Consider the following 24,104-nt stretch of genomic DNA (forward strand, 5'->3'; position numbering starts at 1 on the left):
AACTTTTTATTAATGCTTGTTAGGATCAGCACTGCGCGTGATAAAGTAAATGCAGTTGGCTGCAACTAAGCCAAAGATTACTGCTAGGATTCCGGATAACATGTAGTTAGGGGTGGCAGTTTCCAATTGACTGGTGATATAAGTTAAAATTTCACCCAGGATTAAAGCCATAATGGCGCCACCAATATTAGCGGATAAGTATCTCACCGGGAACATCTCCTTTGGTTTTACTAATCATCTATTAGTTTAACACCCTTCGCAAATGGCCGCTAGGTATAAATTATGGGATCGAGAGAAATCTTTGTTATAATCTTGATGAAAGAGGTGAAGTTGATGGTGTTTGTACCGCTACAAGTTCATAGTTCATTTAGCTTGCTGCAGAGCCCAATTCGTATCAAGCAACTTGTTCAGCAGGCAAAACAGCTGGGATACTCTAGCCTAGCCTTAACTGATCGAAACATTTTATATGGTGCAGTCGATTTTTACAATGCCGCTCATGAGGCGGGCATCAAGCCGTTGATTGGTCTTGAATTAACCGTTGCTTTGAACAATGTTGATGGAACAACCTTAGATATTGTTTTGCTTGCTAAGGATCGTAAAGGGTATCAGCACTTAATGGACTTGTCCACGCTTCACCAGACAACTGATTACCAGAAATTGCCGTTAACCTTGCAAAATATTGTGCCCCATTTAGCGTCACTAATTGTCATGATTCCACCGCAAACGAGTGTTTATTCATGGCTTAAGGATGATGTAACAACTTTGATGACATTGAAAAATGCTGTTGATGACCACAGCTTATACTTAGGAATCAATCCGCAACTAGACCTGGTCCAACGGGAGACCTTACAACAACTCAGTACGAAAACGCGGTTAGCATTAGTAGGGCTGAATTCGGTGGACTACTTAAAACCAACAGACTTGTTTGCCAGTAAGGTCCTCAGAGCAATCGGTCAAAACGTTACCTTGGATAATCCAGCCCAGTCTGCTCGTCAAGAAGGCACCCATTATCTTCGGAGCATGTCTGAAGTTGAGGCAGATTATCGAACCGCACACTTGTTGCCGGCAGCCGAGAGGACGGGACAAATTGCAGATGCCTGCTCACTAGACTTTGAATTTAAAGCACCGGTGTTACCACATTTTGCGACCCCAGACGGGCTTAGTTCTCAACAATATTTGCGGCAGCTTTGTATTAAGGGATTAAAAAAGCGTCAGGTTGCCCCGGGTTTGACCATCAAGGATTACCAACAACGATTGACGAAGGAACTTAAGGTGATCCACCAGATGGGGTTTGATGATTATTTCTTGATTGTTTGGGATGTCATGAATTTTGCCCACTCAACCAATATCACTACTGACCCAGGTCGGGGGTCTGCAGCTGGCTCGTTAGTCGCCTATGCATTAGCGATTACCGAAGTTGACCCGTTACAATACCGGCTTCTCTTTGAACGATTTTTAAACCCTGAACGAGCGCAAATGCCAGATATTGACCTTGATATTCCTGATAATCGCCGGAATGAGGTTTTACAATATGTTCACCAAAAATATGGCCACCAACGTGTTGCCCAAATTATCACGTTTGGTACCCTAGCTGCTAAACAAGTGATTCGGGACGTGAGTCGGGTTTTTGGATTAACGCGCTACCAAGTTAATGAGTTAACAGGAGCCCTCCCACATGGCCTTCACCTAACTATTGACTCGGCATTAAAGGAATCGCAACCATTCCGTAATTTATTGGATGACCATCCAGAATACCGGTTGTTAATTCAAGTTGCTCAGCAACTAGAAGGATTACCGCGGCATTATTCGACTCACGCCGCTGGAATTGTATTATCGGAAAAACCACTATCAGACATCGTGCCACTCCAAGAGGGTAGTGATGGCTTATTGATGACCCAGTTCCCAAAGGATACCGTTGAGGCGCTGGGACTGTTGAAGATGGACTTTTTGGGGTTGAAGAACCTCTCAATTTTGGATGCAGCTGTCCAGTCCATCCGTAACACTTCTCCAGATTTTGATTTGACCAAAATCTCTTTGAGCGACCCCACAACAATGCAGTTGTTCCAAAAGGGCGATACAGACGGGGTCTTTCAGTTTGAATCAGCGGGAATTCGTCAAGTGTTAGTCAGTTTGCACCCAGATTCATTTGAAGATATTGTGGCCGTTAACGCTCTTTATCGTCCAGGTCCGCTGGAAAATATTCCCCACTTTATTGCTCGCAAACATGGTCAGGAAGCAATCACTATTCCTGATCCATCTCTAAAACCCATCCTGGGTTCAACCTATGGCATTTTGGTGTACCAGGAACAAGTAATGCAGGTGGCATCAGCAATGGCTGGTTTCTCATTAGGGGAAGCCGATTTGTTACGGCGGGCCATGAGTAAAAAGAAGCGTCATACCATGGAAAGCATGCGGAACAAATTTATTACTGGTGCTCAGCAACGGGGGTATAGCAAAGAATTAGCTCAACAAGTATTCGATTATATTGATCAATTTGCTAACTATGGTTTTAATCGCTCTCACGCGGTTGCGTATTCCAAATTAGCTTTTGAAATGGCATATCTGAAGTGTCACTATCCGGCAGAATTTTTTGCTGCACTGATGAATGCGGAAACTAACATGGCTAAAATGAAACAGCATGTTAGTGATGCTCAACGGTTTAATGTTGCTGTTTCAGGGCCGCGGATTAACATTAGTGATCGTTCGTTTACCCTCAATCAGGGAACCATTTATTTTGGCCTAGGTGCAATTAAGGGGATGCGGCGCGACTTTATTGCGACGATTATTGATGAACGACGCCTTCATGGTAAATATAAAGATTTACGTAACTTTATTGACCGTTTACCGAGTAAGTGGCAAAAAGAAGAACTGATTAGTCCATTAATTTACACGGGGGCCTTCGATGGTCTTGGCTATAATCGTGCAGAAATGATTGATTCACTTGACCAGTTGATTTCGGGCATTAAGTTATTTGCAGGGACAGAAGGACTTGAGAGTGATCCCAGTCTCCAGTCCAGTATTAAACAACGCGCGGAGTATCCATTAATTACGCGATTGACAAAGGAGAATGATTATCTAGGTGTTTATTTATCGGGTCACCCGGTTAGTCAATTTGCCGAGTTGGCGACCCGCTTGCATGCTGTTAAGATTGCATCATTACCACTTAATCGCCCCGTCACCGTGTTAATTTTGGTTAACCGAGTGAAGGTAATCCACACTAAGAAAGATCATCGACAAATGGCATTTATTACGGGGTCTGATCAAACGGGTTCAGTCAATGTGACGGTTTTCCCGCGGCAATATGATCGGTTTGCTGAATTACTGAAACCCAATACGGTTTTGGTAGTTCGGGGGAAAACCGAAGAGCGCTCCGGACACGGTTTACAAATTGTCGCCGACAATATTGATAATGCTCAGCAAATGCAGCACCGAACTCAGCCGAATATTCAACGGTGGGTATTGAGAGTTACAGATGAGAGTAAGAAGGAAGTATTGCTTACTCAGCTCCACCAGTTAACTCGTGGTCATCATGGAAATACACCGGTTTTAATTTATTATCCGCAAACAGACATGAAGTATTTAGAAGCTGCTCGGTACTGGCTTAATACAAGTGAAGAGGTTCATCACACACTCAACCGGATATTTGGAGCAGATAATGTTGTCTTACAACAGCTCCATAAGAAGCATTAAATGAGGATTTCATGAGAAGAATAAAAATGATAGCGCTTTCTTGATAACTTTTCACAAAAAGGTACAGACACTGATTTTGAAAAGTGCTATCATACAGTTGTGCAAATGAGGGATGCAAATGCAGACCGCAGTTGATGCATAAATGCAAAGGAGAGATTCATTTATGAAGAAAACCAAGATTGTAAGTACGCTTGGTCCTGCAAGTACAGATGTTGATACTATTGTTAAGTTGATCAACGCCGGTGCTAATATTTTCCGGTTCAACTTCTCACATGGTGATCATCCAGAACACCTCGGCCGGATGCAAAACGTTAAGAAGGCTGAAGAAATCACCGGTAAAGAAGTTGGTATCATGCTTGATACCAAGGGTGCTGAAATTCGGACTACTGTTGAAAAAGAAGGTAAGATTAACTTCGAAATTGGCGACAAGGTTCGTATTTCCATGGATCCTTCTATTGAAGGTACCCACGACAAGATTGCCGTTACTTACCCAGGCCTTTATGATGATACTCATGTTGGTGGCCATGTATTATTTGATGATGGTTTAATTGACATGGTTATTGATGAAAAGGATGAAGAACACCGTGAATTAGTATGCCACGTTCTTAACCGTGGTGTTCTTGGTTCACGTAAGGGTGTTAACGCCCCTGGTGTTTCCATCAACTTGCCAGGTATCACTAAGAAGGATAGTAGTGATATTCGGTTTGGCCTTGAACACAACATTAATTACATCTCTGCTTCATTCGTTCGTAAGGCTCAAGATGTTCTTGATATTCGTGAATTGCTCAAGGAAAAGAACATGGAAGATGTTCAAATCTTCCCTAAGATTGAATCTCAAGAAGGTATCGACAACTTCGAAGAAATCATCGAAGTTTCTGACGGTCTGATGGTTCCTCGTGGTGACATGGGTGTTGAAATTCCACCTGAAAATGTTCCATTGATTCAAAAGCACATGATTCGTCGTTGCAACGAATTAGGTAAGCCAGTTATTACTGCTACCCAGATGCTTGATTCAATGCAAGAAAATCCACGTCCAACTCGTGCCGAAGTTTCTGATGTTGCCAACGCTGTCTTTGATGGTACTGATGCAACGATGCTTTCTGGTGAAAGTGCTAACGGTGACTACCCTGTAGAATCTGTTTCAATGATGAACCGGATTGATATCAAGGCTGAAAACCACTTGGCTCAATACGGTACTGAAACCTTTGACTGGGATAAGTCTGATGTTACCGAAACCATTGGTTCTGCTGTTTCACAAGCTGCTAAGGATCTTGACATCCACACTATCGTTGCCGCAACTGCTTCTGGCTACACTGCTCGGATGATTTCTAAGTACCGTCCAAATGCTGATATCTTGGCATTAACACCAAGTGACCGTGTTGCTCGTGGCTTGATGATCAACTGGGGTGTTCAACCACACGTTGTTGACAAGTTGGATTCCACCGATAAGATGTTTGACTTAGCTGCCAAGAAGGCTGTTGAACTTGGCTTTGCTAAGAAGGGTGACAAGATTATCATTGTTGCTGGTGTTCCTCTGGGTGTTCCAGGTGCAACCAACATGATGCGGATCAAGACCATCGACTAATTTTTATTAGGTTGAAAGGCTGGGAAAATTCCCGGCCTTTTTTAGTTTAAACTAGATGGGACTAGCTAAAGATTGCCGACCCGTGTAGAATAAATAGGTGATACGGAAAATTTGAGGAATGGTGAAATATATGAACACTGCATTAGGTAAAGTTGTGACTGCCATTATGATTGATGAGAATGAACACGATTATTTTGTTCAGCCGGATCGTAATGGGCAGACCTACCGCTTACCCAAAAAGGAGAGTCCCCAAGTTCTGCACATTGGTGGCCAGGTACGGGGATTCGTATATGAAAATGAAAATCACCAGTTACAAATGACTTGCCAGCATATTCCGACCGTGCAGGTTGATCACTACGATTACGGGACAGTTGTTGCAGTGCGGCGGGACCTCGGTGTCTTTGTTAACATTGGTTTACCTAATAAGGATATTGTAGTTTCTTTAGATGATCTGCCAACGTTGAAACATCTGTGGCCACAACCAGGTGACCGTTTGCTGATGGCACTGAAGGTTGATGCTCAAGACCGCATTTGGGGACAGTTGGCTGACGACCAAATTTACCATACAATTGCTAATCCACCTTCGAAACGTATGATGAATCGTGATGTAATGGCAACGGTTTACCGTCTGAAGATGGCAGGGACTTTTGTGATTACAGATAATTATCACTTGGGATTTATCCATCCTAGTGAGCGTGATCAAGAACCACGCCTCGGGGAACACGTTAAGGCACGAGTAATTGGTCTTTCTTCTCATGGCAGCCTAAATCTTTCCCTGAAGCCTCGTGCATACCAAGCCATTGGTGAAGATGCGCAAATGATCTTGACCATGTTGGAACACAACGTTAATCATCGCTTACCATACACAGACAAAACTGATCCGACAGTGATTCGGTCGGTTTTTGGAATTAGTAAAGGGCAGTTTAAACGGGCCGTGGGGCACCTCCTTAAAGAACGTCTAGTTAAGGAAGAAGCTAACCAGCTTATTTTACTGAAACAAAGTCATGACGAATGAAATTGATACATTTACCAGGTATTTAGCACATCAAGGCCGTTCGCAAAATACGGTTGATTCTTACCGGCTTGATTTGGAAACCTGTACCGCATATTTTCAGACAGTCGGGATTAACCAATGGGCGACAGTGGATCGGTATGCCATTATGAATTTGATTACTCACTTGCAAAAGCAGGGCCGGGCCAATACGACAATTAACCGTTTTTTATCAAGCCTCCGGCAACTATATCGATTCCTGATTCAAGAAGGCTTAGTCAAAACTAACCCGTTAACGTTAATCCACCAATTACCGGTTCAAATTGATCAACAGAGTTCACAGACCGTCTTAAAGAATGATGAGGTGCAAGCCTTACTACAGGCACCGGATACTAGTCAGCCATTGGGTCTTCGAGACCGGGCATTATTGGAAATGTTCTACGCGACCGGAATGAAAGTCACCGAGATTCTGCAATTGTCAATGGATCAGCTTCATCTGGATCTCCGAGTCATTAACTTTCAGGGAGATCATGGCCGGGCACGAATTATTCCCCTTTCACCAACTTGTTGTGAATGGTTAGCAAAGTATTTAACGGTTAGTCGTCCCCAACTGGTGAGTGATCATGAACCGTTTGTGTTTGTTAACGCCCATGGTCATCACCTCACTCGTCAAGGTATTTGGAAAATTTTACGTCAGCAAACAAATGCTGCTAACCTGAAGCGTGATGTTACCCCGCAGTTATTGCGTCATACCTTTGTTGCTGATTTGTTGACCAATGGTGCCAGTTGGCAAGGAGTGCAGTCATTATTGGGGCATACACCGACTAATACTGCTTATGCGCAATTGCTAACACTGTCGTCGCAGGAATTAATAGACCTGTACGATCGTTATCATACAGATATTTAGTTATAAGAAGGAGTATCTGAATGCTGATTCGGTATCGAAAAGATTATCAAAAAATTGCTGTTGGGCTGTTAACATTTCGACCAGAATTGCGTGGTTACCATCAAGCGTTAGGTGTCCTTCAGATGGCCCTTGAAAAGCACTTTCCAATTTTTCTATGGAAAGATACAGATGACAACCACTTTATTGCCATTGCAATTGTCGAAACGGGACCTCATTACGCACTCTTGCGGCAGTTATCATTTACGCCGACAGAGCGGTCTGGCAGAAATGTATTTGCTGTCCTGACGGCAATCCATGAACAATTTGCTGGTGTTCGTTTAATGGGCACTTTGAAGACCCAGCCATTGATTTCGACATGGGAGCGTAGCAATGAAAGACAATGAAGAAGTTATTCCACGATATCCATTTCAGCCAACGCTAAAAATTGGTTCTTTTGAAGGACCCTTGGATTTACTCTTGCATCTTATTCGCCAGTCCAAAATGGATATTTACGATATTCAAATTGAACCCATCACTGAGCAATATATGGACTACTTGCGTCAGATGAAGGAACACCGGTTAGAGGTCGCTGGTGATTATTTCGTAATGGCGGCAACTTTGATGAATATTAAGAGTCGTTTATTGCTTCCGCAGAGCCCTGATGTGGAGGAAGAACAACCGGAAGAAGAAAGTGATCCGCGTGAGGAACTGGTTCAGCAGTTGCTAGAATATCAGCGTTATCAAAAGGCAGCTGCGCATTTAAAAGATCGAGCAGACTTTCGTCAACAGGAGTATACTCGTCCGGCAATGCAGGTTCCTCGGGAAATGGTAGCTGCGCACGTTCAGCCAGGCGTTACTTTAGGCCAATTGCAAAAGGCTTTTGGTCAAGTATTGCAACGTCATCAACTAACGCGACCAGTGACTGAAACTGTGGCGGCAGAAAAGGTCTCAATTGGTCAGCGAATGCGTTTAATAATGGAAAGTGTTCACCAGACCGCCACGCGTTTTAATGACCTTTTTGAAGATGACCAGACACGCGATAATTTGGTAACTACTTTTTTGGCGTTACTGGAGTTGACAAAGCACCAAGCAGTTACTGTATATCAAGAAACATTGTTTGGACCAATTATTGTAACGGAGGGACCACATGGTGAAGAATTCCGCGCCAAGCAACTTAGCACAAATTGAGGGATTACTCTTTATTGCAGGTGATGAGGGTATAACTTTAGGTGATTTAGCGAAGATTACTGGCTTTATGAAACCGGCGATTGTGGGAATGATTGACCAATTGAAGACGAAGTATGCTGAGGATTCCAATAGCGCCCTTGTTGTATTGAACAGTGCTGAAACATATCGTTTGGCCACTAAGCATTCGTTATCTCCAGTGATCAAACGCTATTTTGAAGTTCCACTGACCATGCCATTGACCAAAGCGTTACTGGAAGTTTTAGCAATTGTGGCTTACCGACAGCCAATTACCCGCTTGGAGATTGACGATATTCGGGGTGTGCAGAGCTCAGGCTCCCTTCAGAAATTGATGGCGCGGGGGTTGATCGATACCCATGGCCGCTTGGATGCCCCGGGGCGTCCATTCTTGTACGTTACCACGGAGGCCTTCCTCAACTATTTTGGGATGACTACTATCAAGGACTTACCACCGCTTGCTAAACAGGAAGATTTGGATCTTGACCAAATGAATGGTGACCTCTTCTTGGAAGCATTACAAGCACGACAGAAACAACAGGAGGCAGATAATGGAAAGACTACAAAAAGTAATGGCTGAAGCCGGTGTTGCTTCCCGGCGAGCCTCTGAAAAATTAATTGCCAGTGGTCACGTTAAAGTGAATGGTCATGTTGTTACTGAGATGGGAGTTAAGGTATCGGCTCATGATCAAGTTGCGGTTGATGATGTGCCAATTAGTCGTGAGGCCCACGTTTATTACCTACTTAACAAGCCCCGCTCAGTTATTACTAGTGCTCATGATGATAAGGGGAGACGCACGGTCGTTGATATTCTTCATGATGGCGGTGTCGATGAACGGATCTATCCAGTGGGCCGACTGGACTATGACACCACGGGGATCCTGTTATTGACTAACGATGGCGAACTTGCTAATCGCTTGATGCATCCTAAGTTTGAAGTTGATAAGGAATATATTGCTAAAGTAAAGGGGATTATCAAAAATGATGATCTTCGTCAGTTGCGCTTAGGGGTGATGGTCGACGGTCGTAAGACCAAAAAAGCCAAGACAAAGCTCCTCGAAGTTGATCGTGATCATCAGACTAGTCGGGTTCGTTTGACCATTCATGAAGGACATTACCACCAAGTTAAGCGGATGTTTAAGGTCATTGGTCATCCAGTGATTAAACTTCACCGGGAGAGTTATGGACCATTATCACTTCAGGGACTGCAGTCAGGTGAATTCCGTGAACTTCGTGAAGAGGAAGTCAAGTTGCTGAAGAAGATCTAGATTGAAATGTTTGACATTCATTATTACCGTTACTTATAATCAATATTGTACAAAAAAATAATTTGAGGTGTCTTCAAGGTCGGGTGTAATTCCCAACCGGCGGTATAGCCCGCAACCCGCGTCAACGGTGGATCTGGTTAAATTCCAGGGCCGACAGTATAGTCTGGTATATAGAAGATTTCTACAATACATTTTTAAAGCCTTGGCCCCCAGTGCCGGGGCTTTTTGCTTTTGAAGGCAATCTCACTTTGGAGGTTGTTTATTATGTCAAGTTCTCGTCAGCAGATTCAACGGATGGTTGGAATTGCCTGTTTAAGTGCATTAGCATTTATTTTAATGCTCTTTGAATTCCCCATCTTACCAGTTGCCCCATATTTGAAGATGGATTTTTCTGATTTACCGGTACTAATTGGTGGTTACATTTATGGTCCGGTTGGGGGAATCTTAATTGCCTTTTTGAAGTGTCTGATTCACGCTTTGATTCGTGGCTTCTCTGCCGGAGAATTAGTGGGGGTCTTAGGAAACTTTATGTCGTCGCTAGCATTATTACTACCATTTTGCTGGGTTTGGCGCCGTCATCCACAATGGACTGCTAAGAAACAATTATGGATGGGTGGCATCAGTGCCACGGTATGTCTGGTCGTGGTAATGGCATTACTTAACTGGTGGGTGCTCACACCACTATATATGGCATTGTGGAACTGGAAATCCACGCTGCCAATTCCAGAATTAATTGCGGTGGCCGTGGTGCCATTCAACTTAATTAAGGGGATTGCTGTCTCGCTGGTATTTGGATTAGTTGCCGCCCGATTAAGTAATTGGCTTAAGGTTCATCAACAAGCGTAGTCAAATTGCATGGCTAACTGTCAATCGCAGTTGGCCATTTTTATTTGAAAAAATGCAAAATCATCCAAAGCACGTTTATAATTAATGGGTTAGGATTTAAAATTATGGAATACTTATTAAATTTTTTTGATGAACATCAAGCACGACGGATTAAGGTAGTCGAGAATACCTTAACTAACCGCCGCACGGTATCAAACTTATTTTGGGCTCAGCAATATGGACTTTTACGTTGGACCGGTGCTTATCGACGATTAAATCGTGAACAATTTGAAAAGGCATTGCAGAACTTCGCTAATCAAGGCTTTTTACAGTTAGCCAATGATCAAGTTAAACTAACTAGTAAAGGGGTAGTGGAGCAAGAAGAACTTCGGGAACACTGTTATCAACCATCATTTTATAGTTGGTATTGGTTGGCAAATGTCAATAAGATCGAAGAACGCTTATTGTTGGCCGTTCAAGTGTTGTCAGAACTTACCCACCACCAGCGACGATATGTGCCAGTTAGTAGTTCTACGTATCAGTTACAATGGATTCGCAATTGGTTATATCGAGAACTTCGTCGGACTCCGCAGTTGAATCAGGAGTTGTTAAAGGAATTGATGATTGTTGGTGAGTCACTTTCACCGGGCCGCTAATCTTTTCAGCTATATGTTGGTCGGGTTCCAGTCGTCTGGCTGGACATTAAATGATGCGAGTCAATCACTGCATACTGAATTAATCGAAACCCAATTTATTAAAACTGATATTATGCTGGCTGTTGGGGCCTTTGCTGCCAATAGCCGGGGTGTCCTTCACCGTTTATTGGCTGATTTGCTCAGCGATGGTCCATTAAGTAGGAGTGTGGAGCGGACAATGGCCTTATTTAAACGCGGGCTGACGTTTGCTGAAATTGCGCAACATCGACGGCTAAAAGTGAATACGGTACGTGAACACTTACTTGAGGCCGCAATTGTTGAACCCAATAGTTATTCGTGGCTGGATTTAATCCCCAAAACGGTCCGCCATCAGTTAGATGCGCAATACGGTCAGCTGATCGCCAGTGATTGGCAATTTAATGGGGATTCTGGTGATAGCGAACAGTTCTTTTATTTTCGTTTGTATCAAATTATTCAGGGAGGCCAGCATGCCAGCTGACGATCAACAACTTTATCGTGTGTTAAAAAAGCGGTTTGGCTATGCCAACTTTCGGGACGGTCAATTAGAGACGATTCATTCTATTTTGGCTGGTCAGAATGTTTTAGCAGTTTTACCAACCGGTGGTGGAAAGTCGCTGTTATATCAGTTACCCGGTTACATTATTAATCGGCCGATTTTGGTCGTTTCACCACTCTTATCCTTAATGCAGGACCAGATTAACCGTTTGCGGTTATTAGGGGAAAAACGAGTATTGCAATTATCTGGTGAACTGCAGGGCCAGCAGCGTAACCAAGCTCTCCATCAATTGGCCCATTATCGTTTTATTTTTGCTTCCCCGGAAATTCTGATTAATCCCGCTGTTAATCGGGCTTTACGAACAGTAAAGTGGGGATTGATGGTGATTGATGAAGCCCATTGTATTTCACAATGGGGACCTGATTTTCGTCCTGAGTACTTGTTGTTGGCAAAGATCCATCAGCAGCTGCACCGACCACCATTGTTGATGGTTACTGCTACTGCTACCCCCACCGTCCGCCAAGACATTATTAGTAAGATCGGTTTATTGCCTGCACAGGTCCACCAGGTTGTCCGATCAGTTAACCGTCAAAACATTTTCTTAGCGGTTGAGCGGTTTCAAAATGAACAAGACAAAATGACCCGTCTCAAGGAGTTATTATTGCATCTGCCATTACCGGGTGTCGTATACTTTGCCAGTCGGAAAATTGCAAGTCAGGTGGCAGAGTGGTTAAGAAAACAGACCAACTTAGCTGTAGCAGCTTACCATGCTGGCATTCCGTCATTAGAACGTTACCGCTTGCAGCAACAATTTATGAAAGGGCAAGTGCAAGTTATCTGTGCCACCAGTGCCTTTGGGATGGGAATTGATAAGAGTAATATTCGGTTTGTTATCCATTATCATTTACCGGCCAGCTTGGAAAGCTATGTGCAAGAGATTGGTCGAGCCGGTCGTGATGGTCGACTGAGCTGTGCTATTTTGATGGTTAGCCCGGGGGATGCACAGATTCAAGTAACCCTAACTGCAGTGGATTTGCCATCGGCTGATTTATTAGACCAAGTAAGGTTGAATAAGTTGCCAGCGCGCGTGCTAGGTGATCAGGCCGACTTATTTAAGTTTTATCTTGATCACGGTTATCATGGTCAGCAAATTGTCCAGTCCTTTCATAAACGGGCTCATGAAAGTCATAGACGGCTGCATAAAATGATGGCGTACATCACTGACGATCTTTGCAGACGTCAGCAGATTGCCAATTACTTCGGTGAGCCTTTACAAGGACAGGTGCCGTGTTGTGATGTGGATCAACCCTCGTGGCTGCAAGATCACTTCTGGCAGGAACAGGTTAATCAACCTAATAGTATCGATGAAGAGGACCAATTAGATTGGCGAAGCCATTTGCGGAGGCTTTTACTACCAGGTAACTTTTCAGGTCAATAATCACCTAGACAATCCATTGCACATTGCGCTACAATCAGAATGTTAAATTCTAAAAAAGGAGGGTCTAGAATATGAGTGAGCGTCGGGAAGAAACACGAAAAAAGGATGACGCCCTATGGGATAAGACGTTTACCGATGATCAAGATTTAGGCAGTGATGGTCACCTTTCCAGGACGGAACACCGTCGTCAACGGGAACATAATTCAATGATCACTACGATTCTGATTATCTTGATCATTTTACTGGCTGCCGGCCCTGTTATTTATTGGGTTAACCACAAGAATTCGCTGAATCACCCTGTTCGGTCAGAACGGGTAGCACAATCGGCTACAAGTCCTAAGAAAAAAGCAGTCAGCCATTCTACCCGCAAACACAAAGAATCAACCAGCCACCAATCTGCTAGTCAGTCGTCAAGGGTGAGTTCTTCGGCTAGTTTTTCCACTAGTTCATCTTCATCAACGGTCGCATCTAGTAGTCAATCTACCCAGCGGTGGGTGACTGTCCCCCGTAATGGTAGTTTGTACCGCGTCGCCGCCAATAATGGTATTTCAGTACAAGAATTAATGCGTTTAAATGGGTTGACCCCAATGCTCGCTTACGTCCGGGCCAACAACTTCGTGTTCGTTAAGGAGAGTGAACTAGTTTGACAAAAAAGTTACAAGTAGCGATTGATGGGCCTGCATCCGCCGGCAAGAGTACAGTTGCAAAATTGGTTGCCAAACGGTTTGGGTATGTCTATTGTGATACGGGAGCAATGTACCGGGCGGTCACTGTTGCGGCTTTAAATAAGGGCATCGCAGTCGATGATCGGCCGGCAGTCGCTGAACTAGTCAAAACCGTTAAAATTACTTTTAAGCCGGGTGACCCCGATCAAAGAGTTTTCTTAAATGGTCGAGAAGTGACACGGGACATTCGTCAGCCAGAGATTGCTAGCAACGTTTCGGCGATTGCTGCAATTCCAGAAGTGCGGGTAGCCATGACTGACCAACAGCGGGCAATTGCTGCTGATGGTGGTATCGTAATGGATGGTCGTGATATTGGAACAACCGTATTACCAAAGGCCCCCGTTAAGATTTTTATGGTGGCTTCAGCTCATGAACGTGCTCGTCGCCGGTACGTTGAAAACAAGAAGAAGGGAATTGCCACCACCAGTTTGGCAGACTTGCAACGGGCGATTGAGTTGCGAGATCAAAAGGACTCTACGCGGAAGGTGTCACCATTAGTTCAAGCACCAGATGCTATCCGTTTAGACACTACCCACTTAACAATTGACCAAGTTGTAGATAAAATTAGTGAAATTATTGAAAAAAAGCGCGATCAATTTCAATAAGGGCTGGAAATGAAGACGCATTTCTAGTAGAATGGTTCTTAGAGTTGATTGTCGCAAGGAGGATTTTTTTTAATGGCTGAAAACAACGAAAACAAGAACGATATGTTAAAAGCTCTCGACAGCATTGAAACTGTTAAGGTTGGCGATGTTGTAAAGGGTGAAGTTTTGGCAATTGATGATGATCGCCAAGCTATCGTTGGAATTAAAGACGCAGGGGTTGAAGGTGTCGTCCCTGCTAAGGAATTATCAACCAAGCCAGTTGAAGACATCAATGATGCAGTTAAAGTCGGTGACGAACTTGACTTAGTAGTTATTTCCAAGATCGGTAACGATAAGGAAAATGGTAGCTACTTACTTTCACACCGTCGTCTCGAAGCACGTAAGGTTTGGGATGACATCCAAAAGAAGTTCGACGCTGGTGAACACATTACTGCTAAGGTTACCCAAGCGGTTAAGGGTGGCTTAGTAGTTGATGCCGGAGTACGTGGCTTCGTCCCTGCTTCAATGATTACTGATCACTATGTAGAAGACTTGAACCAATTCAAGGGTCAAGAACTTGAATTCAAGATTATCGAAATCGAACCAAGTGAAAATCGTCTGATTCTTTCTCACAAGGAAATTGTTAAGGCACAACACGAAGAAGCTGCCAAGAAGATCTTTGCTGAATTACAACCAGGTGATGTTGTTGAAGGCAAGGTTGCACGGATGACTAACTTTGGTGCCTTTATCGACCTTGGCGGTGTTGATGGTTTGGTTCACGTTTCTGAAATTTCATACGAACACGTTGATAAGCCATCAGACGTATTGAAGGCTGGTCAAGAAGTTAAGGTCAAGGTATTGAACGTTGACCCTGATCGTGAACGGATTTCACTTTCTATTAAGCAAACTCTGCCTGGCCCATGGGATGACATTGAAGAAAAGGCACCAGAAGGTTCTGTTCTGACTGGTACTGTTAAGCGCCTTACAAGCTTTGGTGCATTCGTTGAAGTGTTCCCTGGTGTTGAAGGGTTAGTTCACATTTCACAAATTTCCCACAAGCACATTGCTACCCCAGCTGATGTATTGAAGGCTGGTCAAGAAGTTAAGGTTAAGGTTATTAACGTTGATCCAGAACGTCAACGTTTAGGCTTGTCCATGAAGGCTCTTGAAGAACGTCCAAAGGATGAAGATAACGACAATAATAACCGTCGTTCACGTCGTCCTCGTCGTAACAACAACCGGAACTTCATGAACAATGCTCCAGAAGAAGAAAGTGGCTTCTCAATGGGTGACTTGATTGGTGACCAATTGAAGGGTCTTAAGTAATCCACTGGTAGTTTAATATTTCTATCAATAATGGGGTCTGTGACAGGATGATGTTACGGACCCCATTTCATTTATTAAAGGGAAGGAAGGTGTATTCAATTGGCTAATCCAATTGTTGCAGTTGTTGGTCGGCCCAACGTTGGTAAATCGACATTATTTAATCGGATAGCTGGTGAGCGGATATCGATTGTTGAAGATACGCCCGGGGTAACTCGTGATCGGATTTATGCCCATGCTGAATGGTTGGGAAAGAATTTTAGTTTAATTGATACTGGTGGGATTGAAATGTCTGATCAGCCACTGTTAACTCAAATTCGCCAACAGGCGGAAGTTGCCATTGATGAAGCTGATGTGATCATTTTGGTTACTGATATTGAAAATGGGGTCACTGATGCGGATGAGCAAGTTGCACGGATCCTGTACCGTTCTGATAAGCCCGTTATTCTAGCGGTTAATAAAGTTGATAACCCCGAACGGCGCAGTGATGTTTACGACTTTTATTCCTTGGGATTAGGCGAACCTTATCCGGTTTCTGGTGTCCATGGAGTAGGAGTTGGTGACCTCCTAGATGCAGTTATTAATCACTTTCCTGAAACTGCTGATAACGACGATGATAAGACGATTCACTTTTCGTTTATTGGTCGCCCCAACGTGGGTAAGTCTTCCTTGGTCAATGCCTTGCTCGGTGAACATCGGGTAATTGTTTCTGATGTTGCTGGGACGACCCGTGACGCTATCAATACGAGCTTTACCGCTGATGATGGCCGGCAATTTACTATGGTTGATACGGCGGGGATTCGTAAAAAGGGAAAGATCTATGAAAATACTGAACGATACTCACTGATGCGGTCCATGCGGGCAATTGACGATAGTGACGTGGTCTTAGTAGTCCTTAACGCTGAAGAAGGACTGCGGGAACTAGATAAGCATATTGCTGGTTATGCGCATGAGGCTGGTAAAGCCGTGATTATCGTTGTGAATAAATGGGATACGATTCCTAATAAGGATCATCGAACAATGACCGACTTTACAAACTTGATTCGTCATGAGTTTCAATACCTGTCCTATGCACCGATCATTTTCGTATCTGCAAAGACCAAACAACGTTTAAATCAGTTACCAAAGATGGTTGAGGAGGCTTATGATCATGCTCGCTTCCGTGTTCAATCATCTGTCCTGAATGATGTCTTGATGGATGCATTAGCCGCTAATCCGACGCCAACACAAAATGGCCGGCGCTTACGGGTTTATTACGCAACGCAAGTGGCTGTCCAACCACCGACATTTGTTATCTTTGTCAATGATCCGGACCTCATGCATTTCTCCTATGAACGTTATTTGGAGAACCAAATCCGGCAGTCATTCGACTTCTCTGGGACACCAATTCACCTAATTAAACGAAAACGTCAATAATGTTTGATGTTTTAGCTTATTTTATGAAAAAGCCGTAGAACCGCTTGTCATAGGGGTTTCACTATGCTAACCTTAACAATGAAATGATACGAGGTCATCGTATATTTCGTTAATTTTGGACCACTCAAAATTAACACCATTAGCGTGAGCATATGCTTCCGTTAAATGTTGGAGGTGAAATCGAATGGCAAACAAAGCTGAATTAGTAGCTAATGTTGCAAGTGCAACTGGCTTAACTAAGAAGGATGCTACTGCTGCTGTTGACGCTGTCTTCAGTTCAATCCAAGCATCATTAGCTAAGGGTGAAAAGGTTCAATTGATCGGTTTCGGTAACTTTGAAGTACGTCAACGTGCTGCTCGTAAGGGTCGTAACCCACAAACTGGTCAAGAAATTCACATTCCTGCAAGCAAGGTACCAGCATTCAAGCCTGGTAAAGCTTTAAAGGATGCTGTTAAGTAATCACTTTTACTTAACAATGATGGCTGTGGCGTTTGTCACAGCTTTTTTCTTTGTCATTTTCACCATTTACCCATTTGCAAAATGCATATCATAATCACTGTTTCGACAGGAGGAACGAACGATGACCTATTCAGAACAAATGTTGGCTGATATCCAAAAGCAAGACTTAACGGCAGCCAACCGAGATTTTAAGCAGGCTTTAGAGCATGATAATGACGATATGTTATACAGCCTGGCAGAGGAACTGTACGGGCTGGGCATGAGTCAACAGGCTCGTCAAATATACCTGCATTTGTTAAAAAAATATCCAGACGAAGATGAATTACGAACTTCTTTGGCTGAGTTAGCAATTAACGATGGTCATAACGATGAAGCATTATCATATTTGGCTCAAATTAAGCCTAGTTCAGGTGCTTACCTTCAGTCCTTGTTGGTTGCTGCCGACTTATATCAAACTGAAAATGAATTTGAAGTGACCGAAGAAAAACTCAAGGAAGCGTACCAAATTGCTCCCGATGAACCGGCCGTTCAATTTGCGCTTGGCGAGTTCTATTACCTGTTGGGGCGCTTTGATGAAGCAATTAATTACTACTTTGCCCTTATTAAAAGTGGTTACACCGAGTTTGCTAAAGTTGACATTGCTGGTCGATTAGGAATGTCCTATGCCCAGTCAGGTCAATTTAAGCAGGCCCTAGGTTATCTCAAGCAAGTCCAACCCCAGTATCAAACATCTGATATTCGCTTCCAAACTGCTCTGACGGAGTTACAACTTGGGCAAAGTAAAGAAGCAATTAGTGCTTTTCAGGACCTGATTAAGGATGATCCACAATATGCTTCCGCCTATCCAGAACTTGCGAGTGCGTACGTTAAGGAGCAAAAGTATCAGCAAGCACTGAAGACCGTTCAGGAGGGCTTAGGCGTTGACCAATACAATGCGCGTTTGTTTGCTCAGGCAGCGGAAATTACCAGCCATTTAGGTAATCACAAATTAATGAATAAGTATTTACAAAAAGCCCATGACTTGGATCCTGATAATTTGACAATTACCTTGCAATATAGCAATTTCCTGTTGCACCAGCATAATGATCAAGCCAACATTAAATTATTATTACCACTGATTAAGGATGACGAGGTAGATCCTCAGATTTATTGGAATCTCGCGAAGTCTTATAACCGTCTTGAAAAATATGATATGGCAGGAAAATACTATCAGGCTGCTTTACCAGCTTATCAGGATGATCCCACGTTCTTGAAAGACCTGATTTACTATTACCAAACGATGGGGGAGAATGACGAACTAGTGGCTGAGCTCCACCATTACCTCGCGCTTGAACCAACCGATAATGAGATGCAGGACCTGCTTGAACAGTATGAAGATTATCTTTAAAAAGACGAAATCCAGGAAACTACTGATTGATCAGTAGTTTCCTGGATTTTTTGCATTCATTAATGAAGTCAATCGGTAATTAGGCGGTGACGATAATAGCTTAGCGAAGCGGGGTCAAGATTTAAGTGTCTTTCCAGCTCCTGATCAGTCTCCTTTCGGTGGGCAGCCAGGTAATGCAGAACATACGCTTGGTGGAGGTACTTTGGTGCACAAGAAAATCCGAGGTAGTCTTGGTCACGACGAAGATATTTATGGAGACCGGCATTTGTCAGCCCAGGATTAAGTGAATCAAAACGTTGTTTAAGAAAAATCTGTGACGATTGTTGCTTTTCCTGGAGTGGGGTAATAAAACCAGTGAAAGACTGCTTAAAGGCCTTTTCAGCGGAGCTGTTCATTTTCAGTTGATTCCATATCCGCTCAAATCCAGGTTGGAGGAACTCATGAACAGTGAACCCCCGACTACATAAAAGCAGGGTTAGCCGTGTATAAAAGTGAATATGCTCATCGGCCAAAATAGTGTCGAGCTGGAAAAGCCATTTGGTATTAATTCCAGATGCTGGAGACACGGCCTTTCCATGGATAGTTAGCGTGGGAAGGTTGTGAGTAATGTGGTGACTTAGTAAATATGAGAAATATGAATTCAGCTGGGACAGTAGTTTATTGTAGGTACTGATCGTAATGGATTGATAGTCCTGCAGGGCAGCAAGGTAAGCCCGGACATCGTTTTCTGTAATGTCACGAAGCTTGCTGGAGCGGCCCTGATCGACTAGAAAAGTAAAGAATTGGGCGACGGCGGCGTCGTAATTATCAATTGTAATGGCAGATTTTTGCTTAGCTTTTAAAAAACTCCGGAATGGTTGTTGATATGGGTATTGCATCGTTTTCACCTTAATAGTACTAATTTACTTTAACTTAACTATAACACCAAAATTTCTAAAAAGAAAACAACATCACTAGTACCCATTTTGCAGGGGGCAACTGTTCACACTCAGTGATCAGATTTGCTATAATCGAAGGTGATTGTATTTTAGGTTAGGAGTAATTTGATGATTCTCAAAAATTTACCAGCAATTTTTGAACCTGCACGACCTGTCCTTCAGCGAATTGAGCAGGCGGGTTTTGAAGCCTACTTCGTCGGTGGATGTGTGCGAGATACGATCTTAGGTGATCACATTCATGATATTGATATTGCGACAAGCGCCTACCCAAGTGAGATTAAGGCGATTTTTAACCGGACCGTTGATACCGGAATTGAACATGGGACTGTGATGATTCTCGATCATGGAACGGGATATGAAACGACTACATTCCGGACTGAATCGGGATATCAAGATTATCGTCGACCTGATCATGTGACGTTTGTGCGTTCGCTTGCTGAGGATCTCAAGAGACGTGATTTTACCATTAACGCACTAGCTTTAAAAGAAAATGGTGAAGTGATTGACTTATTTAATGGACTGACCGATTTAAAACATCACCTTATTCGGGCAGTTGGTAAACCAGAAGAACGTTTTCATGAAGATGCCTTAAGAATGATGCGAGCAGTTCGTTTCGCTAGCAAATTAGACTTTAACATTGATACTGCGACAGAACAGGGTATCAAAGATAATGCGCCATTATTAGCTAAAATTGCTGTTGAACGGATCCGGGTCGAATTTGAAAAGATGCTGATGGGGCAAAATCCAGCTTCAGGTCTGGCAAAATTCTTAGAGACCGGTCTTTACCAGTATTGTCCCGGTTTAGATCATCAACAAGCCAAGCTCGCCGCCCTATTACCACTGTCAAAGTGGCAACTATTATCAGATGCTCAAGTGTGGTCATTAATGGCTTGGCAATTATCTTTGTCCCGACAAGGGATTTCTTCTTTTCTCAAATCATGGAAGACATCTAATGATCTGATTAAGGCTGTTCAGAAAAGGGTTCCGGCTATTCAAGCAATCCGCGCTGGTAAAGTTGATAATCTGATTATCTTCAAAACGGGTTTACAAGGCTTATTGGATGCTAATGCAGTGGCCAAGGTATTTGGTTGGGGTATGCCAGAACAGCAGTTGCGAGAACAGTTTGCACAATTGCCAATCAAATCTGCTAACCAACTTGCTGTAAATGGTGGTCAACTAATCAAGCAAGCTGGGATAAAGCCGGGTCCCTTATTAGGGCAGATAATTTATCAATTAACGGAATCAGTCGTCAGCGGGGAATTGCCTAACCAAACTGACCAATTAATTTCGATGGCACAAAAAATTGCAAAAGAGGGATAATAATGCAAACAATGCGCGCAGAGGGGCTAACCAGCACGTATGGTGAAAAGGTTTTATTTGATCATGTTTCATTCATTATTAATGAAAATGATCGGATTGGACTGATTGGTGTAAACGGTAGTGGTAAAACGAGTTTATTGAATGTCATTAGTGGGGCTGTCAGTCCAGAGAGTGGAACAATTACTTGTCCAAATGACTATCGGATTGGCTACTTAAAGCAACAACCAGAACTGGATCCTGATAAAACGATTATGGACGCTGTTTTTGCTGGTGATCAGGAAATATTTAAATTGATTCGCCAATATGAGCTCGCCCTTGATCGCTTCAGTAATCATCCTGATGATCCTGAAGCTGTTGATCGTTATACCAAATTACAAGCTCAAATGGATCAAGCCGATGCCTGGGAAGCAGATAGTCAGGTTAAAACTATTCTGACCCAATTGAAGATCAAAAACGTTAGTCAAAAGATTGGCAATTTATCTGGTGGTCAGCAAAAGCGGGTTGGCCTGGCTCAGGTTTTGATTCAACAACCCGACCTATTGCTATTGGATGAACCGACGAACCACTTAGACTTAGATTCAATTATTTGGTTACAAGATTTTCTGGCTTCTTATAAAGGGGCTGTTCTCGTTGTGACTCACGATCGGTACTTTTTGGACCAGGTTACTAATCATATCTGGGAGTTATCATTTGGTAAGCTCTATCATTATGATGGTAACTACCAAGACTTTGTACGACAAAAAGCGGAACGAGTAGAACTAGCTAAAGAGTCCGAACGTAAAAATCAACAACTTTATAAAAAAGAATTAGCATGGATGCGGACCGGTGCTAAAGCTCGTTCTACCAAGCAGAAGGGTCGTATCAATCGTTTCCACAAACTCGAAAAACAAGTGGGTAATTTGCAAACAGATGAAGATATCTCGATCAACCTTGGTTCACAACGCCTTGGTAAGGATGTCATCCAATTTAAGGATGCCAACTTAACTTTGGGTGATCACCGTATTTTAAAGGACTTCAATTGGCTTGTGAAAGCGAACGACCGAATTGGGATTACTGGTGAGAATGGTGCTGGTAAAACCAGTTTGCTGAATGTGATTGCCCAGCGGGTTCCTTTGGATAGTGGTGTACTCAAAATAGGTGATACCGTTAAATTAGGGTATTATACCCAGCAAACTGAAGGAATTGACGATAGCAAACGGATGATTAGCTTCTTAACTGAGATTGCTGATAACGTCACGGATAAGGATGGCAATAAAATTAGTGTTACGCAATTATTGGAACGTTTCTTATTTCCACGCTTCATGCATGGCACACTTATTCGAAAATTATCCGGTGGGGAAAAGCGGCGTCTTTATCTTCTTAAAATATTAATGCAGCAACCAAATGTTTTGTTGCTGGATGAACCAACCAATGATCTCGATATCGGTACTTTGACTGTGTTGGAAGACTACCTGGATCACTTTGCGGGAACGGTGATTACTGTTTCTCACGACCGTTACTTCTTGGATAAAGTGGCTGATGACTTGCTGATCTTCAAGGGTGATGGTGATATTCAACGGTATACAGGGCTTTTCACCGATTACCTCAAAGAACAACAACAGCTAAGGGCGGAAAAGGAAGATGAAAAAGCTGATAAGAAATCTTCAAAGTCTTCTGCAGCTCATGAGCCTAAAAAGAAGGTTAAGACAAAGTTAACATATGCTGAAGAGATAGAATGGAAGCAGATTAATCAGGATCTTGATAAACTGGATCAGTCACAAAAACAGATTGAACAGGACATGGCTGATTCGGCTGATGATTATCAAAAGTTAGCAGAACTGCAAAAGAAGTTAGATCAGGTAAAACAACAGTTAGATGAGAAGACTGCTCGCTGGGAATACCTGAGTAACTACGTTGAATAAACAAGATGGGATGAATGATAATGGCAACAAATAAGAATGAACAACAATATCTTGATTTAGCTCGCTATGTTCTCGATCATGGGCATAGGAAGGGTGACCGAACCGGTACTGGAACGGTATCCGTATTTGGGTATCAGATGCGTTTTAACCTGCAGGATGGTTTTCCAATTTTAACGACCAAAAAAGTCCCATTTGGCTTAATCAAGAGTGAATTATTGTGGTTTTTGCGGGGTGATACTAATATTCGTTTCTTACTCCAACATAAAAACCATATTTGGGACGAGTGGGCCTTTAAAAAGTGGGTGGAAAGTGATGAGTATCATGGACCGGATATGACGGACTTTGGTCATCGGTGGTTAACAGATCCCGATTTTAAAAAGGTTTACTTAGCTGAGAAGAAAGCCTTCTGTCAACGAATCCTCGATGATGACGATTTCGCTGCCAAGTATGGCGACCTGGGCCATGTTTATGGCAGTCAGTGGCGTCACTGGCGCACTAGCCGGGGTGATACCATTGATCAAATTGCTAACGTTATCCATCAAATAAAGACGACGCCTAATTCACGGCGAATGATTGTCACTGCTTGGAATCCGGAAGACGTTCCTTCGATGGCGTTGCCACCTTGCCATACGATGTTCCAGTTCTATGTCAATGATGGGAAGTTAAGCTGTCAACTATACCAACGGAGTGCTGATATTTTCCTTGGTGTACCATTTAATATTGCTTCATATGCTTTGCTTACACACATGATTGCTCATCAGTGTGGTCTAGAAGTAGGCGAATTTATCCATACTTTAGGGGATGCGCATATCTACCTTAACCATATTTCACAAGTTGAAGAACAACTTGGTCGGGAACCACATCAGGCACCAAAATTGATCTTGCCAGATGAGCCCAAGCCAATCGACCAATATCAAATGAGTGACATCAAGCTTGAAGGTTACACGCATGAACCGGCAATTAAGGCTCCAGTAGCAGTATAAGGAGATTT

Annotated in this window: 23 protein-coding genes and 1 riboswitch; of the genes, 21 read left to right on the plus strand and 2 right to left on the minus strand. The window is 43.1% G+C overall.

The features are described from left to right. Positions 1-9 precede the first annotated feature (9 nt). Positions 10-216: a DUF2929 family protein gene (locus tag FD27_RS05070; RefSeq protein WP_057750503.1), complete on the minus strand. Its 207-nt coding sequence runs from the start codon at positions 214-216 to the stop codon at positions 10-12. A gap of 117 nt (positions 217-333) precedes the next feature. On the opposite strand from FD27_RS05070, the gene dnaE reads away from it, so the two are divergent. From dnaE to FD27_RS05160, 18 genes are all read left to right on the plus strand, one after another. Next, the gene (dnaE, locus tag FD27_RS05075) at positions 334-3,690 is read left to right on the plus strand and encodes a DNA polymerase III subunit alpha (protein ID WP_057750506.1); all 3,357 of its coding nucleotides are present in this window, start codon (positions 334-336) and stop codon (positions 3,688-3,690) included. A 163-nt stretch (positions 3,691-3,853) separates the two neighbouring features. Further along, a complete protein-coding gene (gene pyk, locus FD27_RS05080) occupies positions 3,854-5,275 on the plus strand; it encodes a pyruvate kinase (protein WP_057750508.1) in 1,422 nt (473 codons plus the stop codon). Between the two features lie 130 nt (positions 5,276-5,405). Next, on the plus strand, positions 5,406-6,290 hold the full coding sequence (locus tag FD27_RS05085) for a CvfB family protein (protein WP_057750510.1): 885 nt from the start codon (positions 5,406-5,408) through the stop codon (positions 6,288-6,290). Continuing rightward, complete coding sequence (locus FD27_RS05090) at positions 6,280-7,173, plus strand: tyrosine-type recombinase/integrase (RefSeq protein WP_057750512.1); 894 nt, start codon at positions 6,280-6,282, stop codon at positions 7,171-7,173. Before FD27_RS05085 ends, FD27_RS05090 begins: the two co-directional genes overlap by 11 nt. Before the next feature lie 20 nt (positions 7,174-7,193). Then, positions 7,194-7,556: a hypothetical protein gene (locus FD27_RS05095; protein ID WP_057750515.1), complete on the plus strand. Its 363-nt coding sequence runs from the start codon at positions 7,194-7,196 to the stop codon at positions 7,554-7,556. Beyond that, positions 7,543-8,340: a segregation and condensation protein A gene (locus FD27_RS05100; protein ID WP_057750518.1), complete on the plus strand. Its 798-nt coding sequence runs from the start codon at positions 7,543-7,545 to the stop codon at positions 8,338-8,340. The genes FD27_RS05095 and FD27_RS05100 overlap by 14 nt, the downstream gene beginning before the upstream one ends. Continuing rightward, positions 8,300-8,935, plus strand: coding sequence for an SMC-Scp complex subunit ScpB (gene scpB, locus FD27_RS05105; RefSeq protein ID WP_057750520.1), 636 nt, complete (start codon positions 8,300-8,302; stop codon positions 8,933-8,935). Before FD27_RS05100 ends, scpB begins: the two co-directional genes overlap by 41 nt. Next, positions 8,907-9,623, plus strand: coding sequence for a pseudouridine synthase (locus FD27_RS05110; protein WP_057750523.1), 717 nt, complete (start codon positions 8,907-8,909; stop codon positions 9,621-9,623). The genes scpB and FD27_RS05110 overlap by 29 nt, the downstream gene beginning before the upstream one ends. A gap of 65 nt (positions 9,624-9,688) precedes the next feature. Beyond that, positions 9,689-9,806: riboswitch (FMN riboswitch) on the plus strand. A gap of 81 nt (positions 9,807-9,887) precedes the next feature. Further along, a complete protein-coding gene (locus FD27_RS05115; protein ID WP_057750527.1) occupies positions 9,888-10,469 on the plus strand; it encodes an ECF transporter S component in 582 nt (193 codons plus the stop codon). A 104-nt stretch (positions 10,470-10,573) separates the two neighbouring features. Then, the gene (locus FD27_RS05120; RefSeq protein WP_057750531.1) at positions 10,574-11,104 is read left to right on the plus strand and encodes a YpbB family protein; all 531 of its coding nucleotides are present in this window, start codon (positions 10,574-10,576) and stop codon (positions 11,102-11,104) included. Beyond that, positions 11,079-11,603, plus strand: coding sequence for a helix-turn-helix domain-containing protein (locus tag FD27_RS05125; RefSeq protein WP_057750534.1), 525 nt, complete (start codon positions 11,079-11,081; stop codon positions 11,601-11,603). The genes FD27_RS05120 and FD27_RS05125 overlap by 26 nt, the downstream gene beginning before the upstream one ends. Beyond that, complete coding sequence (locus FD27_RS05130; protein WP_057750538.1) at positions 11,593-13,059, plus strand: RecQ family ATP-dependent DNA helicase; 1,467 nt, start codon at positions 11,593-11,595, stop codon at positions 13,057-13,059. The genes FD27_RS05125 and FD27_RS05130 overlap by 11 nt, the downstream gene beginning before the upstream one ends. 71 nt (positions 13,060-13,130) lie before the next feature. Then, positions 13,131-13,706 (plus strand): LysM peptidoglycan-binding domain-containing protein, encoded by a 576-nt coding sequence (locus FD27_RS05135; protein WP_235803012.1) that lies wholly within the window; start codon positions 13,131-13,133, stop codon positions 13,704-13,706. After that, a complete protein-coding gene (gene cmk, locus FD27_RS05140; RefSeq protein ID WP_057750541.1) occupies positions 13,703-14,389 on the plus strand; it encodes a (d)CMP kinase in 687 nt (228 codons plus the stop codon). The genes FD27_RS05135 and cmk overlap by 4 nt, the downstream gene beginning before the upstream one ends. 72 nt (positions 14,390-14,461) lie before the next feature. Then, positions 14,462-15,694 carry a 30S ribosomal protein S1 gene (gene rpsA, locus FD27_RS05145; protein WP_057750544.1) on the plus strand — a complete coding sequence of 411 codons (1,233 nt, stop codon included), beginning with the start codon at positions 14,462-14,464 and terminating at the stop codon, positions 15,692-15,694. Between the two features lie 99 nt (positions 15,695-15,793). Then, positions 15,794-17,107 (plus strand): ribosome biogenesis GTPase Der, encoded by a 1,314-nt coding sequence (gene der, locus FD27_RS05150; protein ID WP_057750547.1) that lies wholly within the window; start codon positions 15,794-15,796, stop codon positions 17,105-17,107. A 184-nt stretch (positions 17,108-17,291) separates the two neighbouring features. Continuing rightward, positions 17,292-17,567 (plus strand): HU family DNA-binding protein, encoded by a 276-nt coding sequence (locus FD27_RS05155; protein ID WP_057750549.1) that lies wholly within the window; start codon positions 17,292-17,294, stop codon positions 17,565-17,567. A gap of 121 nt (positions 17,568-17,688) precedes the next feature. Continuing rightward, positions 17,689-18,954: a tetratricopeptide repeat protein gene (locus FD27_RS05160; protein WP_057750553.1), complete on the plus strand. Its 1,266-nt coding sequence runs from the start codon at positions 17,689-17,691 to the stop codon at positions 18,952-18,954. Positions 18,955-19,022: 68 nt separating this feature from the next. On the opposite strand, the gene FD27_RS05165 is transcribed toward FD27_RS05160, so the two are convergent. Continuing rightward, positions 19,023-19,832 carry a phage integrase N-terminal SAM-like domain-containing protein gene (locus tag FD27_RS05165; protein ID WP_057750556.1) on the minus strand — a complete coding sequence of 270 codons (810 nt, stop codon included), beginning with the start codon at positions 19,830-19,832 and terminating at the stop codon, positions 19,023-19,025. Positions 19,833-20,000: 168 nt separating this feature from the next. Here FD27_RS05165 and FD27_RS05170 point away from each other — a divergent pair, with 168 nt between their 5' ends. The 3 genes from FD27_RS05170 to FD27_RS05180 are packed head-to-tail and all read left to right on the plus strand — an operon-like array spanning position 20,001 to position 24,096. Continuing rightward, complete coding sequence (locus tag FD27_RS05170) at positions 20,001-21,212, plus strand: CCA tRNA nucleotidyltransferase (RefSeq protein ID WP_057750560.1); 1,212 nt, start codon at positions 20,001-20,003, stop codon at positions 21,210-21,212. 2 nt (positions 21,213-21,214) lie between these two features. Then, on the plus strand, positions 21,215-23,113 hold the full coding sequence (locus FD27_RS05175; protein ID WP_057750565.1) for an ABC-F family ATP-binding cassette domain-containing protein: 1,899 nt from the start codon (positions 21,215-21,217) through the stop codon (positions 23,111-23,113). 20 nt (positions 23,114-23,133) lie between these two features. Next, on the plus strand, positions 23,134-24,096 hold the full coding sequence (locus tag FD27_RS05180; protein ID WP_057750567.1) for a thymidylate synthase: 963 nt from the start codon (positions 23,134-23,136) through the stop codon (positions 24,094-24,096). Positions 24,097-24,104 lie beyond the last annotated feature (8 nt).

It is taken from the genome of Limosilactobacillus frumenti DSM 13145, from assembly GCF_001436045.1.
Lineage (GTDB): Bacteria > Bacillota > Bacilli > Lactobacillales > Lactobacillaceae > Limosilactobacillus > Limosilactobacillus frumenti.

Coding starts and splice junctions, on each gene's coding strand:
- FD27_RS05155 (WP_057750549.1), top strand. CDS start 17,292: ATGGCAAACAAAGCTGAATTAGTAGCTAATGTTGCAAGTGCAACTGGC.
- FD27_RS05160 (WP_057750553.1), top strand. CDS start 17,689: ATGACCTATTCAGAACAAATGTTGGCTGATATCCAAAAGCAAGACTTA.
- FD27_RS05095 (WP_057750515.1), top strand. CDS start 7,194: ATGCTGATTCGGTATCGAAAAGATTATCAAAAAATTGCTGTTGGGCTG.
- FD27_RS05170 (WP_057750560.1), top strand. CDS start 20,001: ATGATTCTCAAAAATTTACCAGCAATTTTTGAACCTGCACGACCTGTC.
- FD27_RS05070 (WP_057750503.1), bottom strand. CDS start 216: ATGTTCCCGGTGAGATACTTATCCGCTAATATTGGTGGCGCCATTATG.
- FD27_RS05180 (WP_057750567.1), top strand. CDS start 23,134: ATGGCAACAAATAAGAATGAACAACAATATCTTGATTTAGCTCGCTAT.
- scpB (WP_057750520.1), top strand. CDS start 8,300: ATGGTGAAGAATTCCGCGCCAAGCAACTTAGCACAAATTGAGGGATTA.
- pyk (WP_057750508.1), top strand. CDS start 3,854: ATGAAGAAAACCAAGATTGTAAGTACGCTTGGTCCTGCAAGTACAGAT.
- FD27_RS05175 (WP_057750565.1), top strand. CDS start 21,215: ATGCAAACAATGCGCGCAGAGGGGCTAACCAGCACGTATGGTGAAAAG.
- FD27_RS05100 (WP_057750518.1), top strand. CDS start 7,543: ATGAAAGACAATGAAGAAGTTATTCCACGATATCCATTTCAGCCAACG.
- FD27_RS05085 (WP_057750510.1), top strand. CDS start 5,406: ATGAACACTGCATTAGGTAAAGTTGTGACTGCCATTATGATTGATGAG.
- dnaE (WP_057750506.1), top strand. CDS start 334: ATGGTGTTTGTACCGCTACAAGTTCATAGTTCATTTAGCTTGCTGCAG.
- FD27_RS05135 (WP_235803012.1), top strand. CDS start 13,131: ATGAGTGAGCGTCGGGAAGAAACACGAAAAAAGGATGACGCCCTATGG.
- FD27_RS05165 (WP_057750556.1), bottom strand. CDS start 19,832: ATGCAATACCCATATCAACAACCATTCCGGAGTTTTTTAAAAGCTAAG.
- FD27_RS05130 (WP_057750538.1), top strand. CDS start 11,593: ATGCCAGCTGACGATCAACAACTTTATCGTGTGTTAAAAAAGCGGTTT.
- FD27_RS05115 (WP_057750527.1), top strand. CDS start 9,888: ATGTCAAGTTCTCGTCAGCAGATTCAACGGATGGTTGGAATTGCCTGT.
- FD27_RS05090 (WP_057750512.1), top strand. CDS start 6,280: ATGACGAATGAAATTGATACATTTACCAGGTATTTAGCACATCAAGGC.
- FD27_RS05120 (WP_057750531.1), top strand. CDS start 10,574: ATGGAATACTTATTAAATTTTTTTGATGAACATCAAGCACGACGGATT.
- FD27_RS05110 (WP_057750523.1), top strand. CDS start 8,907: ATGGAAAGACTACAAAAAGTAATGGCTGAAGCCGGTGTTGCTTCCCGG.
- rpsA (WP_057750544.1), top strand. CDS start 14,462: ATGGCTGAAAACAACGAAAACAAGAACGATATGTTAAAAGCTCTCGAC.